1 protein-coding gene is annotated in these 17136 nt (G+C 71.0%); it reads right to left on the bottom strand.

What is annotated here, in order from left to right:
• Positions 1–125: 125 nt before the first annotated feature.
• A complete protein-coding gene (locus ACWGCN_RS06555; protein WP_452458405.1) occupies positions 126–17072 on the bottom strand; it encodes an amino acid adenylation domain-containing protein in 16947 nt (5648 codons plus the stop codon).
• Positions 17073–17136: the final 64 nt, after the last annotated feature.

Genomic DNA, 17136 nt, shown 5'->3' with positions numbered 1-17136 from the left:
CCTACGGGTTATCCGGTGGTTACAACAGGGGTAATCGTTACAACAGCGCGGTCACATCATGCCTCACCGGCACCGCTGATGTCATTGCGCCCCAGCGTTCATGTCGCCGCGCACCAGCGTTGGTGTCACCGTGCCCCGGCCGCGCGGTCACCGGCGTCGAGCAGCTCCGCCAATCGCGGACCGATCTCCGCCAGCGCCTGCGGCGAGGTCATCTGATCATGCACCACCGCGACCGGCCGATCACGCACCGCGCCGTCGACATACGGGGCCCAATTGGCCGCCGCCGCCTCATGTCCGAGCGCGCTGAAGTATTCCAGCCTGCCGCGGAACACCGCGGGCCGGTGTTCGGCGATCAGCTCGGCCGAGCGCACCGCGCTGCGATAGATCCGGCGCACCCGTTCGGGGGTGAGTACGGCCATGTTGGCCGGGATGATCGCGTGCAGCGCGGCCAGTGCGTCCTCGCTGAGCTCGCGTACCCCCGCGGCGGGCAGCGCCGCGCTGATGTCGACGCCGAGTTCGGCGAGCGCGTCGCGGACCGCCGTGTGGAAATCGGGGACATCGATATCGGGATGCGAATCCAGCATCGCCAGCAGCGACACCTGCTCCCCCGCCGCCTGGAGTTCGGTGGCGACGGCGTGGGCGAGCACACCGCCCAGCGACCAGCCCATCAGCCGGTACGGGCCGTGCGGCTGCTGGGTCCTGATCTCGGCGGCGTAGCGGCGCGCCATCTCGGCGAGCGTGCCCGGCAGGTAGCCCGCCTCGCTCAGCGCGGGCGACTGGAGGCCGAAGATCGGCCGCCGCGCCGGAATGTACTGTGCCAGCCCGGCGTAGCACCAGGACAGCCCGTACATCGGGTGGATGCAGAACAGCGCTCCGCCGGCTTCCGTGCCGTGCGGCACCCGGTTGCGGATGGCCAGCAGGACGCCGAGGGCGTCGTCGGATTCGAGGTCGGAGGTGAGGTCGCGATCGCCGCCGGCGGACTGGGTGGCGTCGATCCGCTCGGCCAGCGCGGCGACAGTGGCGTCGGTGAAGAACCATTGCACCCGCACCTCGGCGCCGACCCTGGTACGCAGGCGGCTGATCGCCTTGGTGGCGATCAGGGAGTTGCCGCCGAGTTCGAAGAAGTCGTCGTCGAGGCCGACCTTGCCCGCGCCGAGCACCTCCGCGTACACCTCGGCGACGGCACGCTGCAACGGCGTGGTCGGCGGGCGGTAGGCGCGGGTGGTGAAGGCGGGGACGGGCAGGGCCTTGCGGTCGAGCTTGCCGCTGGCGTTGAGCGGCAGCGAGCTCAGGATCACCACGGTCGCCGGAACCATGTACGACGGGAGCGCTGCCCTGGCATGGGTGAGCAACGCGACTTGATCGAAACCAGTGGTAGTGGCGCCGCTTTCGATCGAATAGCCCTCCGGTCGGGCCGACGCGGGGGCTTCCTCGACCGGCGGTTCGACCGGCACCACGTAGCCGACCAGCCGGTCTCCCGTCGGGCCGTGGACGAGCGCGACGGCAGCATGCCGGACACTGTGATGATCGCGCAGGACCGCCTCGACCTCACCGAGCTCGATGCGCTGACCGCGCAGCTTCACCTGGAAGTCACTGCGGCCCAGGTACTCCAGGCTCTCGTCGGTAGTCCAGCGCACGACGTCGCCGGTGCGGTAGAGCCTCCCGCCGCCGGGATGGGCGACGAAGCGTTCGGCCGTGAGGGTGGGCGCGCCGAGGTAGCCGCGGGCCAGCTGCACCCCTTCCAGGTACAGCTCCCCCGCGGTACCGGGCGGGACGGGTCGCAGTTGCCGGTCGAGCACGTGGACGCGCGTGTTGGCGACCGGTATGCCGATCGAGATACCCACGGCGGGACCGGCTTCTACCTGCGCCGCGGTCACCACGGTGGCTTCGGCGGGGCCGTACCAGTTGACCAGTGCCGCCGCGGGCAGCACCTGGCCGAACCGGCGCGCGGTCGAGGACGTCAGCGCCTCGCCCGCCGCGAACACCCGCCGCAGCGAGGGGAATTCGCCCGTGTCACGGTCGGCGAGGAAGGCGTCCAGCATCGACGGCACGAAATGCGCGGTGGTGACGGCGCGTTCGGTGATCACCTCGGCCAGGTAGGCCGGGTCACGGTGACCGTCGGGAGCGGCGATCACCACCGTGGCGCCGGTCTGCAACGGCCACAGCAACTCCCAGGTGGAGATGTCGAAGGTGACCGGGGTCTTGTGCAGGACCACGTCGCCGGGGCCGTGCGGGTAGGTGCGCTGCGCCCAGCGGAACTGGTTGACCAGCTGCCGGTGCGTCAGCATGACGCCCTTGGGCGTGCCGGTGGACCCGGAGGTGTGGATGACGTAGGCGAGATTGTCGGCCTTCGGCAGCTCCAGCTCCGCCGCTTCGCCACCGACAGCGGCTAGCTCGAGGACGGGAATGCCGGAGTCGGTGGTGAAACCGGCGGTGGCGAGCACACAGATCGGCGCGGCCGAAGCCAGCACCCGGTCGGTCCGTTCGGCCGGGTGGTCCGGGTCGACCGGTACGTACGCCGCACCGGTCCGCAGCACCGCGTAGATCGCGGTCACCAGGTCGATGCCGCGCCGCATCGCGACTGCGACGAGCGTCTCCGGCCGGGCGCCCCGCGCACGGAGGGAACCGGCGAGCTCGCGCACGCGTTCGTCGAATTCCGCGTAGGTGTAGGTGGTTTCACCGTCGACCAGTGCGGTGGCCTGGGGCGTGCGCCGGACCTGCGCGTCGAACAGCGACAGCAGCGTCGCCTCGTCGAGCAGTTCGGGCGCGTCGGTGGCGTTGACCGCCGCCAGGGTCGCGCGTTCCTCCGCGAGCAGCACATCGATCTCGGCGATCCTGGCCTGCGGACTCGCGACGAACCTCGCCAGCAGCATCGAAAAGCGTTGCGCCAGCGCGGTGGCGGTGTCCTCGCCGAACACATCGCGCAGGTACTTCACCGACACCCGGAGCTGCCCGTCGGCGACCACCTGCACGGTGAGCGGGTAGTGGGTGCCGTTGGCGGCGTCCATCCCGGTGACGGCGGCCGATCCGGACGCGGCCTGTGCCAGTCCTTCGCGGTCGACCGGGAACGACTCGAAGACGACGAGCGAGTCGAACAGCGCGTCGATGCCCGCGATCTCCTGGATCTCACCGAGCCCCAGATAGTGGTGATCGAGCAGCGCGGCTTGATCGTCCTGCAGTGTGCGCAGCAGCTCGGCGACGGTATCGCCGGGACGCAACCGCACGCGAACGGGAATCGCGTTGAGGAACAGCCCGACCATTCGTTCCACGCCGTCGAGCTCGGCCGGCCTGCCCGAGACGGTGGCGCCGAACACCACGTCGTCGCGATCCACCAGCCGTGCGATGAGCAGGCCCCAGGCCGCCTGGACCACGGTGTTCACCGTGACGCCAAGGCTCGCGGCGAGCTCGCTCAGCGCGGCGGTGTCCGCCGGGGCGAGCACGAACCCGGTTTCGCCGGTGCCGGTGGCGATCTCGCGGCCCTGATCGACGGGCGCGAGCGGAGTGGGCTCGGCCAGGCCGGTGAGCGCGGCGCGCCATGCGGTCCTGGCGGCTTCGAGATCCTGGCCGACGAGCCAGGCCAGGTAATCGCGGTAGGGCGCGACCTTGGGCAGGCGCCTGCTCCGACCGCCGACCACGTACGCGGTGAGCAGTTCCTGTAGCAGCAGCGGGGTCGACCAGCCGTCGATCAGGATGTGGTGGCTGGTGACGAGCAGGTGCGCGGTCTCGGCGGTGCGCACCAGCGTGAACCGCAGCAGCGGCGCGGCGGCCATGTTGAAGTGCGCGGCCAGATCGGCGGCGCGAATGCGCTGGTAGGCGGCGGCGTCCGCGCCCTGACCGGCGGGCACGGAGGCGGCAGCGGAGCGTGACCACGCAGGGCCCTCGGGAGGGGCGCCATCGAGCACTGTGTCGATGACCTGCCACGGCACGTCGATGTCGTCGAGCACCACTTGCAGGGGGGTGCCCGCGGCGTCGGTGGCGAACGCGACGCGCAGGTTGTCGTGCCGGTCGAGCACGGCCTGTGCCGCCTCGTGCAGTTTCTCGTCGTCCACGGACAGATCGAGGTCGAGCACGAACTGGGTGATGTAGGGGTCGACCGAGTTCTCCGCGAGCAGCGCGTGGAACAGCATGCCCGATTGCAGCGGCGTCACCGGCCACACGTCGCTGAGCAGCGGGTAGCGGCGGACCAGACGCGTCAGCTCGGTTTGGCCGAGTCGCACCAGCGGGAAGTCCGACGGCGTGAATCCGCCCGCGCCGGGCTGCAATCCGTGTTCGGCGAGTCCGCCGAGCGCGCGGATCCAGTGTTCGGCGAAGGTCTTGACCGCGTCCGCGGTGAGTACGGCGGTGGCGTAGTCGAATCGGGCGACCAAGCCGTCATCGGTCGCGTCGACCGTGAGCACCAGGGCGAGGTCGTCGGCGGCCACATCGGTGTGCACGCGCGCGGGGCGCAGGTCGCGCAGACGGACGGCGAATCGGCCGCGATCCAGCGTGCGGACGCTGTCGGCGGTCTCGGTGTCGAGGTAGCGGAGCAGGCCGAAGCCGGCGCCGTGGGCGGGAACCGCGCGGCGCAGTTCCTTGATCTGGGCCAGGGCCGTTCCCGCGGCGGGACCGCCGACGAGCGCGTCGGCGACGTCGATGCCGTCCAGGCGCAGCGCGAGCGGGTAGTCGGTGGTGAACCCGCCGACGACGTTCTCCGCATCGGGTCGGCCGAGCAGGCGCTGGTCGGCGCGCAGCCGCACCACCGTGCCGATCGCCCGTGCCGCGGCGGTGTCGGCAGCCGTGTGCAGGGCCAGCGCGGCGGCGGTGAGCAATACCTCGTCGACAGTGGCGCGGTAGGCATCGGCGACGGTGCGCACCGCGGTGGTGCCCTCGCCGGTGATGCTCAGCGAGACCCGGTTGCGCAGGTGCAGATCGGCGGATTCGCCTGCCCTGGATCGGATCGCGCGATGCCAGTAGGCGCGTTCGGCCCGTGCGGCGGCGGTGGACGGGTATGCGGCGAGGTGGCGTACCAGGTCGCCGAGTCCGGCATCGGGTGCGGCGGGTGCGGCGTGGCGGCCCCGGCTCCAGGCCGTGGTCAGCTGGTCGACCACCGCGCGCCACGAATTCTCGTCCAGGACGAGGGCATTGGCGACGACGACCAGGGTGGCCGAGCTACCGGCGTCGCCGGTGAGGACGAAGTGGATGTTGCGGCCCTCGTCCGGGTCTAGCGCTGCCGAGGCCGCGGCCACGATGTCGTCGACGGGCAGCGAGGACTCACCGTCTTCGTTGTCGAGCCTGCGGAAGGCGTCGCCGATGCGTTCGTCGGGCGGCGGGATGCGCAGCACCGGCGTGTCGCCGGTGCGGTCGAGCAGCGCCCACAGCATCGGATGCTGGTTCATCACCGCGGCTGCGGCGGCCGCGACGGCCTCGTCCGGGCAGTCTGCCGGTACTTCGAGCAGTACCGCGCGGGGTTCGACCGCGGCCTCGCCCGCTTCGGCGAGCTGGGCGGCGGTGGCGGTGAGCGGGAGCGTGGCCGACGGCGCACTCGGTGCGACGGCGATTTCGGCGCGTCCGGCGAGCGCGGCGACGGTGCGCGCGTCGAACAGGTCGCGCGGTCGCAGGACCACTCCGGCGGCCGAGGCCCGCGACACGACCTGGATGGCGGTGATGCTGTCGCCGCCGAGAGCGAAGAAGTCGTCGTCGAGACCGACCCGGTCGTGGCCGAGGACATCGGCGACGACCCGGGCGATGGTCTTCTCGGCGGCGGTACGGGGCGGGCGGTATTCGCCGCGAGCGGCGAGCGGGTCCGGCAGCGCGCGCCGATCCAGCTTGCCCACGGGAGTCAGCGGAATCTCGTCGAGGACGATGATCGCGGCGGGCACCATGTAGTCGGGCAGCACCTGCGCGGCGAGCGCGGTGAGTTCGGCGGTGTCGAGCGCTCGGCCCTCGTCGGCCAGGACATAGGACACCAGCATCGTCGAGCCGGCGCCGTTGTCGCGGCCGAGTGTGGCGACCCAGGAGACTCCGGGTGCGGCGGCCAGCACGGCGTCGATCTCGCCGAGCTCGATGCGCAGTCCACGGATCTTGACCTGGAAGTCGTTGCGGCCCTGGAACTCCAGGACATCGCCACGTCGGCGAACGAGGTCGCCGGTGCGGTAGAGGCGGGCGCCCTCGGGACCGAACGGGTCGGCGATGAAGCGCGCTGCGGTGAGAGCGGGGCGCTGGTGGTAGCCGCGGGCGAGTTGGATGCCGCCGAGGTAGAGCTCGCCGGTGACACCGCCGGGGACCGGACGAAGGCGTTCGTCGAGGATCAGGGCGCGGATGCCGCGGATCGGGCCGCCCATGTGGACGGCATCGCCCGGCCGCAGCGGGTCGCTGATGGCGGTCATGACGGTGGTCTCGGTGGGACCGTACCCGTTGTGGAAGTGCCGCTGGGGCAGCGTGTTCCAGCGCGCGGCGAGGTCGGCGGGTACGTGTTCGCCACCGACGATCAGGACGCGCAGACCGGGAACGCCGTCGGGGTCGAGGGTGGCCAGCACCGAGGGGGTCAGGAAGGTGTGGGTGACGCCCTCCGTACGGATCAGCTCGGCGAGCTCGGTGCCGCCGACGGATCCGGCGGGAGCGACCACCAGGGTGCCCGCGCCACCGATGGCGAGCAGCAGTTCCAGCACCGACGCGTCGAACGACGGGGAGGCGAAAGCCAGTGCGCGCGTCGCGGAGTCGAGGCGGTAGCGCTGTTTCTGCTCGGCGCAGAAGTTGGCGAGCCCGGCATGGGTGACAACGACGCCCTTGGGCAGTCCGGTCGAACCGGAGGTGTAGATCATGTACGCGGCATTGGCGGTGCTCGGCGGGGTGAGCAGTTCGATCTCGCGCAGGCCCACGGTGGCACAGCCGGCGATCTCGGCGGTGAACGCCCGATCGTCGAGCGCTACCCAGCCGCCTGCGCCGGACAGCGTGGGCAATCCGGCGAGTTCGGCGGCGAGGGTGATACCGAAGACGGCGCCCGAGTCGGTGACCATGTGGCTGATCCGCTCGGCCGGATAGCCGGGGTCGATCGGCACGATCACCGCGCCGGTGCGCGCGATCGCCCAGACCGCGAGCACCGATTCGACCGAGCGCCGAATCGCCACGGCGACAGCGACTTCCGGGCCTGCACCACGGGCGATCAGGCCACGGGCCAGCTGGTTGGCGGCGGCATCGAGCTCGGTGTAGGTGAAGCCGCGCCCGTCACCGCGCAGGGCGATGCCGGTCGGATCGGCGCGCACCGCCTCGTCCATCAGCTGGGCGAGGGTGCGCTCCGGCTCGGCCGCCGGGCCCGCGAAGGTGATGTTCGCGAGGAATTCGGCGGGGTCGAGCAGGTCGATATCGCCCACGGCGAGATCGGGGTCGGCGGCTACGGCGGCGAGCAGCCGGACGAAGCGCGCACCGAAACTCCGCACCGTCTCGGCATCGAACAGGTCTGTCGCGTAGGCGAATTCGGCGTGCATGCCGCCGTTGTCCTGCTGCTCACGCATGGTGAGCAACAGGTCGAACTTGGCCTCGGCAGTGCGGGCGTCGAGCGCGCCCACCGTGATTCCCGGCAGTTCGAAGGCGACCGGGGTGAGGTTCTCGAACGACAGCGCCACCTGGAACAGCGGGTGTCGGCCCGCCGACCGCGCGGGTTGGAGCGCATCGACCACCCGCTCGAACGGGACGTCGGCGTGGGCGAAGGCGCGCAGATCGGTGTCGCGGGTATGGGTGAGCAGCGCGGTGAACGGATCGCTCTCGGTGATCCGGCTGCGCAGCACCAGGGTGTTGACGAACATGCCGACCAGATCGTCGAGCTCACGGGCGCCACGGCCGGCGATCGGAGTCCCGATGGCGACGTCGTCGGTGCCGCTGAGCCGGGCGAGCAGCACCGCGAGCGCGGCCTGGACGACCATGAACACCGTGACACCCTGCGCGCGGGCCAGGCCGGCGAGCTCGGCGTGCAGTGCGGCGTCGATCTCGAAGGTGCTGGTGGCACCCGCGAAGGACTGCACCGCAGGGCGCGGACGGTCGGCGGGGAGGGCGATCTCCTCGGGCAGGCCGGCGAGCTCGTCGTGCCAGTAGGCCAGCTGGGCGGCGGCCGTGGAGGCGGGGTCGGCTTCGTCGCCGAGTGAGTCGCGTTGCCACACCGCGTAATCGGCGTATTGCAGCGGCAGCGGCGACCACGCGGGCGGCGAGCCTGCCGTGCGCGCGGTGTAGGCGAGGACGAGGTCGCGGGTGAGCGGCCCCATGGAGAATCCGTCGGCGCTGATGTGGTGGGCGACGAACACCAGGACGTGATCGTCGGCGCCCAGGCGCAGCAGCCGCACGCGGACCGGCGGCTCGACGGTGACGTCGAACCCGGTGGCGACGATCCGGCGCACCTCGTCGGTGAGGTGGTCGGGGGCGACCTCGACCGGGGTCAGGTCGACGCGCACCGCGTCGGGCGCGAGCACATCCTGGATCGCCGCATCCCCGCGCGCCGGGTAGCGGGTGCGCAGCACCTCGTGCCGGGCGAACAGGTCGGCGACACCGAGCCCGAGGGCTGTCAGGTCGAGGGCGCCGGTGAGGCGGATCGCGGCCGGGATGTTGTAGACGGTCGCGTCGGGGTCGAGCCGGTTGAGCAGCCACATCCGCTGCTGTGCCAGTGACAACGGCACCCGCTGCGGGCGCGGTCCGGCGAGCAGCCGTGGTGCGGTGGCCTCGTCCGATCGGTGCACGCGCAGGGCGAGATCGGCCACCGTCGGCGCTTCGAACAGCAGTCGGACGCCGACCGCGCGATCGAGCGCCGTCCCGATCCGGGCCGCCGCCCTTGTGGCGAGCAGCGAGTTGCCGCCGAGGGCGAAGAAGTCGTCGTCGGCGCCGACGGAGGCGACTCCGAGGATCTCGCCGTAGACCTCCGCGACCACCTGTTCGGTAGGGGTCGCCGGGGCGCGGAAGGTGGTGGCCTCGAAGACCGGCGCGGGCAACGCCTTTCGATCCAGCTTGCCGTTGACGGTGTAGGGCAGTTCCCCGAGGACAACGAAGGCGTCGGGCACCAGATAGGTCGGCAGCTTGTCCCCCAGCGCGGACTTCAGCTGTGCGACATCGAGATCCGCGCCGACCACATAGGCGACCAGTCGATCACCGAAATGGGCGTCGGTCCGGGCGAGCACCGCGGCCTGGCTCACCGCGGGCAGCCCGAGCAGCACGGCTTCCACCTCACCGGGCTCCACCCGGAACCCGCGGATCTTCACCTGGAAGTCGCTGCGGCCCAGGTAGATCAGCTCGCCGCCCGCTGTGGCGCGACCGGCTGGGAGCAGGCTGTCCGGTACCTCGGTCAGTGGTGTGCGCGCGACCAGGTCACCGGTGCGGTACATGCGAGCGCCGGGCTCGAAGGGATCGGCGACGAAACGATCAGCGGTCTGGGCCGCTTTGCGCAGGTAACCGCGAGCCAGCTGGACGCCGCCGAGATACAGCTCGCCTCTGATGCCGGGGGCCACGGGCCGCAACCGCTCGTCGAGAACGTAGACGCGACTGTTCCATGCGGGCGCGCCGATCGGCACGGTCAGCACGTCGGCGGTGCCGACACGGTGATCGGTGATCGACACAGCGGCCTCGGTGGGTCCGTACAGGTTGTCGATCCTGGTGCCGGGCAACGTCTTCAGCAGACGCTGGGCCAGCGCGGCGGGCAGGGATTCGCCGATCGCGAGGATGCGGGTCAACGGCACGACCCGGCTCGGCCCGCCGTTCTCGTCGTGCGCGGACGACTCCCAGTACCCGGACAGCGCGTCGAGCAGCGACGGCACCGCTGTCAGGGTGGTGACGCCCGCGTCGGTGATCAGGGCGTCCAGGTAGGCGGGGTCGCGGTGCCCGTCGGGGGCGGCGATCACCAGGCGGCCACCGCAGACGGCGGCGGACCAGAATTCCCAGACGGACAGGTCGAACGTGGCGGGGGTCTTCAGCAGGAACACATCGGCGGCATCCGTGCCGAATTCACCGCGTAGCCACTGCAACTGATTGATCACCGCAGCGTGCGGCACCGCCACGCCCTTGGGGCGACCGGTGGAGCCGGAGGTGAAGATGACGTAGGCGGTGTTGTCCGGGCGCAGCGGCGCGCGGCGGTCGGCGTCGGTGATCGGGCTGGGATCAGCGGAGGCGATCACCGGGTGGTCGACGCGCACCACCGGCGCGGCGTCGGTACGGAAACCGTTGGTGAGCACGCAGATCGGGGCGGCGGTGTGCAGGATGTAGTCGGTGCGATCGGCGGGCTGATCGGGGTCGATCGGCACGTAGGCGCCGCCCGACCTGGTCACCGCGTACATGGCGACGACGAGATCGATCGACCGTGGCAGGGCGAGCGCGACCATCGACTCCGGGCCGACGCCGATCGAGATCAGATGCCGCGCGAGCCTGTTCACCCGTGATTCGAACTCGGCGTAGGTGAGCTCGAGGCGACCCTCGGGCAGGTCGGCCACGAGTGCGACAGCTTCGGGCCTGGCGACCGACGGCAGGTCGGCGAGCGTGCCACCGGGTACAGCGAGATCAGCGGCACCACTGACGATTTCGGTCGCGCGTTCCTCGGCGGACCGCAGGTCGACATCACCGACCACCACGGCGGGCTCGCGCACCACCGCGTCGAGCAGCAACGTCAGCCGGTCGGCGAAGGCCGCCACCGTCGCGGCGTCGAAGAGATCGGTGGCGTAGGTGAAGAAGCCCTCGATGCCGGTGGGCGCCCCGTCGGCGTCGTAACCGTCGCCGACGATCAGATGCAGATCGAATTGCGACACAGCGAGTTCCGCCGACACCGGCGCGATCCGCAGGCCGGGCAGTTCCAGTGCGGCACGGTCGATGTTCTGGAAGGACAGACCGACCTGGAACAGCGGGTGACGTGCCGTGGAGCGCGGCGGATCGAGCACCTCGACCAGTCGCTCGAACGGAACATCAGCCGCGGCGAAGGCGGCCAGGTCGCTCGTGCGCTGGGCGGCGAGCAGCTCGGCGAACGTGGCGCCACCGTCGTAGCGGGTGCGCAGAACGACCGTGTTGACGAACATGCCGATCAGATCGTCGAGTTCGCGCTCTCCGCGTCCGGCGACGGGAGTGCCCACCGCCACGTCCGCGGCACCGGACAGCCGGGCCAGCAGGACGGCGAAAGCGGTGTGCAACACCATGAACACCGTGGCGCCGCGGTCGCGCGCGAGCGCCGCGAGCGCGGCGTGCGTCTCGGCGTCGATGCGCACCGGCACCCGTCCACCCGCGAGGGAAGCGACGGCGGGACGCGGGTAGTCGGCGGGCAGTTCGAGCAGATCCGGCAGGTCGGCGAGTTCGGAGCGCCAGAACGAGAGCTGTCGGGCAGCCGCCGAATCCGTCTCGTCCTCGGCACCCAGCCGATCCAGCTGCCACAGCGCGTAGTCGGCGTACTGCACCGGCAGCGCGGCCCACTCCGGGGCATGTCCGGCGGTCCGCGCGAGGTAGGCGGTGGTCACATCGCGCACCAGCGGCGCCATCGAGGAGGCGTCGGCGGCGATGTGGTGCACCACCACGGCGAGCACGTACTCCGTGGGCGCGTCGGGTCCACTCCCCGTGACATCGAACAGCCGGACCCGCAACGGAACCTCGACGGTCACGTCGAACGCGGTCGACGCGAGCGCGGTCACCGCGGCGATCAGCGAGGTCGCGGCATCACGGGATCCGGCCTCGCCGGCCGTCGGCTGCCCGGCGCTGATCCGGTGCACAGTGAAGTCGAGGTGGACCTGGTCGGCGGGGAGAACCTGCTGAATCGGGCCGTCGGCGGTGTCGGGGTAGACCGTGCGCAGGACCTCGTGGCGGGCCAGTACGTCGCGCAGCGCGGTGGTGAGCGCCGCGACGTCGAGGGCGCCGGTCAGCCGTAGTGCGAAGGGCAGGTTGTAGGCGGCGGCTCCGTCGTCGGCGCCCTGGTCGAAGCGGTTGAGGAACCACATCCGGCGCTGGGCGGGCGACAGCGGCAGCTCGTCGGGGCGGGGCAGGGTGCCGAGGCCACTGGTCGGCTGCGCCGCCGCGCCGGGGTCGAGCACCGCCGCGAGCCCGGCGACGGTCGGGGTTTCGAAGAGGGTGCGCACGGCGATGCGGCCACCGGTGGCGGCGCCGAGGCGGGCGACCAGGCGGGTGGCGATCAGCGAGTTGCCACCGAGTGCGAAGAAGTCGTCGTCGGCGCCGATGTCGGTGCGGCCGAGCACTTCCCCGAACAGATCGGCGACGAGCCGCTCCTGGGTGGTGCTCGGCGCGCGGAACGCCCGGGCGGTGAAGCTCGGCGCGGGCAGCGCCTTGCGGTCGAGCTTGCCGCTGGGATTGAGCGGCAGTTCGCCGAGCACGGTGATCGACGCCGGAACCATGTAGACCGGCAAGGTCTTCGAGACAGCGGCTTGGAGCCGGTCGGGCTCGGCGGCGTGGCCGGGCGCGGGCACCACGTAGGCGACCAACTGGTCACCGAGCTCGGTCGCCGCGACCAATGCCACTGCCTGGCTGACGGATTCGTGCGCCAGCAGCGCGGTCTCGATCTCGCCGAGCTCGATCCGCTGTCCGCGGAACTTCACCTGGAAGTCGATGCGCCCCAGGTAGTCCAGCCGGTGCGGGGCATTCGCGGTGGGCCGACGCCACACCACCAGGTCACCGGTGCGGTACATCCGAGCGCCCGCCGCGGCGAGGCCGGAGGCCGGGGCGAAGGGATCGGCGACGAATCGATCGGCGGTGAGACCGGGTCGCGCGACATAACCGCGCGCGAGCTGATCGCCCGCGAGATAGAGCTCGCCCGCGATACCGGGTGGCACCGGTCGCAGCCGATCGTCGAGGACGTACACGCGGGAGTTCCACTGCGGCAAACCGATCGGCACCGAGCGCTCACCAGGGCGGGCCGGCCAGTACGTCACCGAAACAGCGGCTTCGGTCGGCCCGTACAGATTGTGCAACCTGGCCGAACTGACCGCGGCCATGGCGTCGACGGTCTCGGCGGGCAGCGCCTCACCGATGACGAAGATCTCGCGCAGCGACTCCAGGTCGGCATTGCCTTCGGACGCGGAGTCCGTGCCGACAGCTGCCGCCTGGGTGGCGAACATCGTGAGCATCGACGGGACGAAGTCGGTGACGGTGACCTTGTGCTTGCCGATCAAGTCGATCAGATAGGCAGGATCGCGGTGGCCGTCCGGGGTGGCCAGCACCAGTTTCGCGCCGACCCGCAGCGGCATGAAGTAGCCCCACAGCGACACGTCGAAGGTGGTCGCGGTTTTCTGCAGGTACACATCGCCCAGCGCGAGTGGGTATTTCGCCAGCATCCAGACGAGCTGGTTGTGGATGGCGGCGTGCGAGATCGCGACGCCCTTGGGCTTGCCCGTGGACCCCGAGGTGAAGATGACGTAGGCCGGGTGGTCGGGGTGCAGCGGTGCGCGCAACTCCGGCGCGAGGACGGGATCACCCGGTACGCCGGCGACATCGAGCTCGTCGAGCAACAGCAGCGAGGTCCCGGGCGGGACTTCGATGGCGTCGGCACGGGTGCTCAGCACGCAGGCCGGGCGGGCGGTGTCGAGGATGTAGGCGATGCGATCGGCCGGATGGTCGGGATCCAGCGGCACGTAGGCGCCACCCGCGGTGAGCACCGCGTACATCCCGATCACCAGGTCGGGCGATCGCCGGACAGCAAGGCCGACAAGGCTTTCGGGACCGACGCCCTGGTCGATCAGCAGCCGGGCGAGGGCATTCACGCGCTCGTCGAACTGCCGGTAGGTCAGCTCGGTGTCCTCGTAGACCAGCGCGGTGGCATCCGGATGCGTCTGCACCGCACGGCGATACGCGTCGAGCATCGGCTCCGGCGGCACGGGGTGGCGGGTTTCGTTCCAGCTCACCAGACTCTGCTCCCGCTCGACCTCGGTGAGCAGGTCGATCTCGGCGACCGCGAGACCGGCGTCGGTGGCGACCGCGTCGAGCAGGCGGGTGAACCGGGCCGCCAGGATCTCGATGGTGGCCGCATCGAACAGATCGGTGGCGTAGTTGAACGACGCGGCCATCGGCTCGGCCGGGTCCGCACCCGGCACGATCGTGAGCTGTAGGTCGAAACGCGCTACCGCACCGCCGAATTCGACGGGAGTGGCGTCGAGGCCGGGCAGGCGCAGGTTCGGCAGGTCCAGATTCTGGAAGAACAGGGCAACCTGGAACAGCGGGTGATGGGCCTGCGAGCGAACCGGATCGAGCAGTTCTACCAGGCGCTCGAACGGCAGGTCGGCGTGGGCGAAAGCGGCGAGGTCGGCCCGCTTGGTCGCTTGCAGCAGCTCGGCGAAGCTCGCGCGCGGGTCGAGATGCGTGCGCAGGACGAGCGTGTTGACGAACATGCCGATCAGGTCGTCGAGTTCCCTGGCGCCGCGACCGGCCACCGGGGTACCGATGGCGATGTCGTCGGTGTGCGCGACCCGGCCCAGCAGCACCGCGAAAGCCGCGTGGAAGACCATGAATTCGGAGGTACCACTGCGCTGGGCGAGCGCGGCGAGTGCCGTGTGCACCGCCGCCGGAATCTGGAACCCGAATTCGGCGCCGCGACCGGTGAAGACGGGCGGGCGTGGGCGATCGGTCGGCAGGTCGAGTCGGTCGGGCAGTCCCGCGAGCGCCGTACGCCAGTGCGCGATCTGGGCGGCGGCCACCGAATCCGGGTCGTCTTCGGCGCCGAGGAGCTCGCGATGCCACAGCGTGTAGTCGACGTACTGCACCGGCAGCGGCTGCCATCGGGGTCGCGATCGGTTGCGGCGGGCGAGGTAGGCGCCGAGCAGGTCACGCAGCAGCGGTGCGACCGAGGCGCCGTCGGCGGTGATGTGGTGCAAGGCCACGGCGAGCACGTGATCGTGCGGCCCGAGCTCGGCCAGCGCCACCCGGAACGGCACACCGGCGGCGACATCGAACCCGGTGGCGGCGAATTCGCCCAGCCACAGCGGCAATTCGTCCTCGGTGAGCGAGTCGACCAGCACATCGGGGACGGATTCCGCCATCGGCAACACCACCTGGTGGCCGACGCCGTCCACCACCGCACCGTCGGCACCTCGCTCGTACCCCTCGGCGGTGTGGACCGGGTACAGAGTGCGCAGGGATTCGTGCCGGGCGACCAGGTCCGACAGCGCCGCGTGCAGGGCGCGCGCGTCGAACGGTCCGGACAGGCGCAGCGCGAACGGGATCGTCTCCGCGGTCGAACCCGGATCGAACTGGTTGAGGAACCACATCCGCTGTTGGGCGGGCGAGAGCGGAATCAGCTCGGGGCGTTCGCGAGGTGCCAGGGGCGCGTGACCGCCCGCGCCCTTCAGCGGTTCGAGCAGTGCGGCAAGACCGGCGACAGTGGGACTTTCGAAGACGTGACCGGCGGGCACCCGAGCCGACAGCTCCGCTCCGAGGCGCGCGGCCGCCCGCGTGGCGAGCAGCGAATTGCCGCCGAGGGCGAAGAAATCGTCATCGGCGCCCACCGGGTTCTCCGGTGCCAGCAACTCGGTGAAGACATGCGCCACCAGCTCTTCCATCGCACCCGAGGGCGCCCGGAACTCCTCGGCACGCAGGGTGGGCGCGGGCAGGGCGGCCCGATCGAGTTTGCCGACCGGCGTCAGGGGAATGGCGTCGAGCACGGTCAGCGCGGTCGGCACCATGTGCGCGGGCAGCCCGGCCTTGGCGTGCTCGAACAGCTGGTCGGTCTCGATGCGCGCGCCGGGCGCGGCGTGGACGTACGCGGCGAGAATCGTGGTGCCGTTGTCGAGTTCATGACCCACGGTCACCGCGAAGTCGACGGTGTCGTGCCCGGTGAGCACGGTGTCGATCTCACCCAGTTCGATCCGGAACCCACGCACCTTCACCTGGAAGTCGTTGCGTCCCACGAACTCGATCGCACCGTCCACCCGGCGGCGCACCAGGTCGCCGGTGCGGTACATCCGCCCCTCGGCCCCGGCGAAGGGATCGGCGACGAAGCGCGACGCCGTGAGACCCGGCTGACGGTGATAGCCACGCGCCAGCCCGTGACCGGCGATGTACAGCTCGCCGATCATCCCGTCGGGCACCCGGACCAGGCGCTCGTCGAGCACGTACTCGGTCACCCCACGCAGCGGCGCCCCGATGTTCATCGTGTCGCCGACCACCAGCGGCGCGCTGATATTGGTCACGATGGTGGTCTCGGTCGGCCCGTAACAGTCGTGGAACCGGCGGGTATCCGTGGCCCAGCGCCGGATCAGGTCCGGCGGGCACGCCTCGCCACCGGTGGTGACCACGGCCAGCGCATCGAGCCCGGCCGGATCCAGCGATGCCAGCGCGGCGGTGGTGATGAACATGTGCGTGACGGCTTCGCGACGCAGCACGTCGGCCAGCTCGGCGCCGCCGAGAATGCCCGCGGGCGCGAGCACCATGGCGGCTCCGGCGCCCACCGCCATCAACAGTTCGAGCACGGCCGCGTCGAACGAGGGCGAGGCGAAGTGCAGCGTGCGCGAGGTCGGCTCGATCGCGTAGTGCGCGCGCTGTTCGGCGCAGTACCCGGCCAGCCCGGCGTGCGTCACCACCACGCCCTTGGGCAGCCCCGTGGAACCGGAGGTGTACACGATGTAGGCGGGGTGCTGTAGCCGCAGCGGACGGACCCGGTCGGCGAAGGTCACCGGATCACCGGGCTGGTCGTCGGTCGCGCGCCGGACGGCCTCGTCATCGAGGCACAACCACCTCAGCGCACCGGGCAGACGGTCCATCGCCGTGCCGACCGCGACCCCGAGCACCGCACCGGAATCGCCCAGCATGTGACTCACGCGAGCAGGTGGATAGTTCGGGTCGACGGGCAGGAACGCCGCGCCCGTCTTGGTCACCGCCCACATCGCCAGCACCGATTCCGGCGAACGGGGAATGCCGACGGCCACCACGTCCTCGGGGCCGACGCCGTAGGCGATCAGCAGCCGGGCCAGCCGGTTGGACCGTTCGTCGAGCTCGGCGTAGGTCCAGCGCACCGGCGCGGACACGCCGTCGTCCCACGACAGCGCGAGCCCACCGGGGTTGGATTCCACCGCCACGGACAGCAGTTGCGGCAGCGACTTCCCGCGCTGCCGGGCGCGGGCGCCGGACGCCCGGTTCGCCCGGGTCACGACAGTTCCGTCCGATCAACGGAGTCGACTAGCCGTTGCCCGGTCATGCACACCTCGTACCGAT

This window comes from Nocardia sp. NPDC055050, from assembly GCF_053608345.1.
Note: the sequence above shows the minus strand (reverse complement) of the source record. Positions and strands in the feature narration are given on the sequence as shown.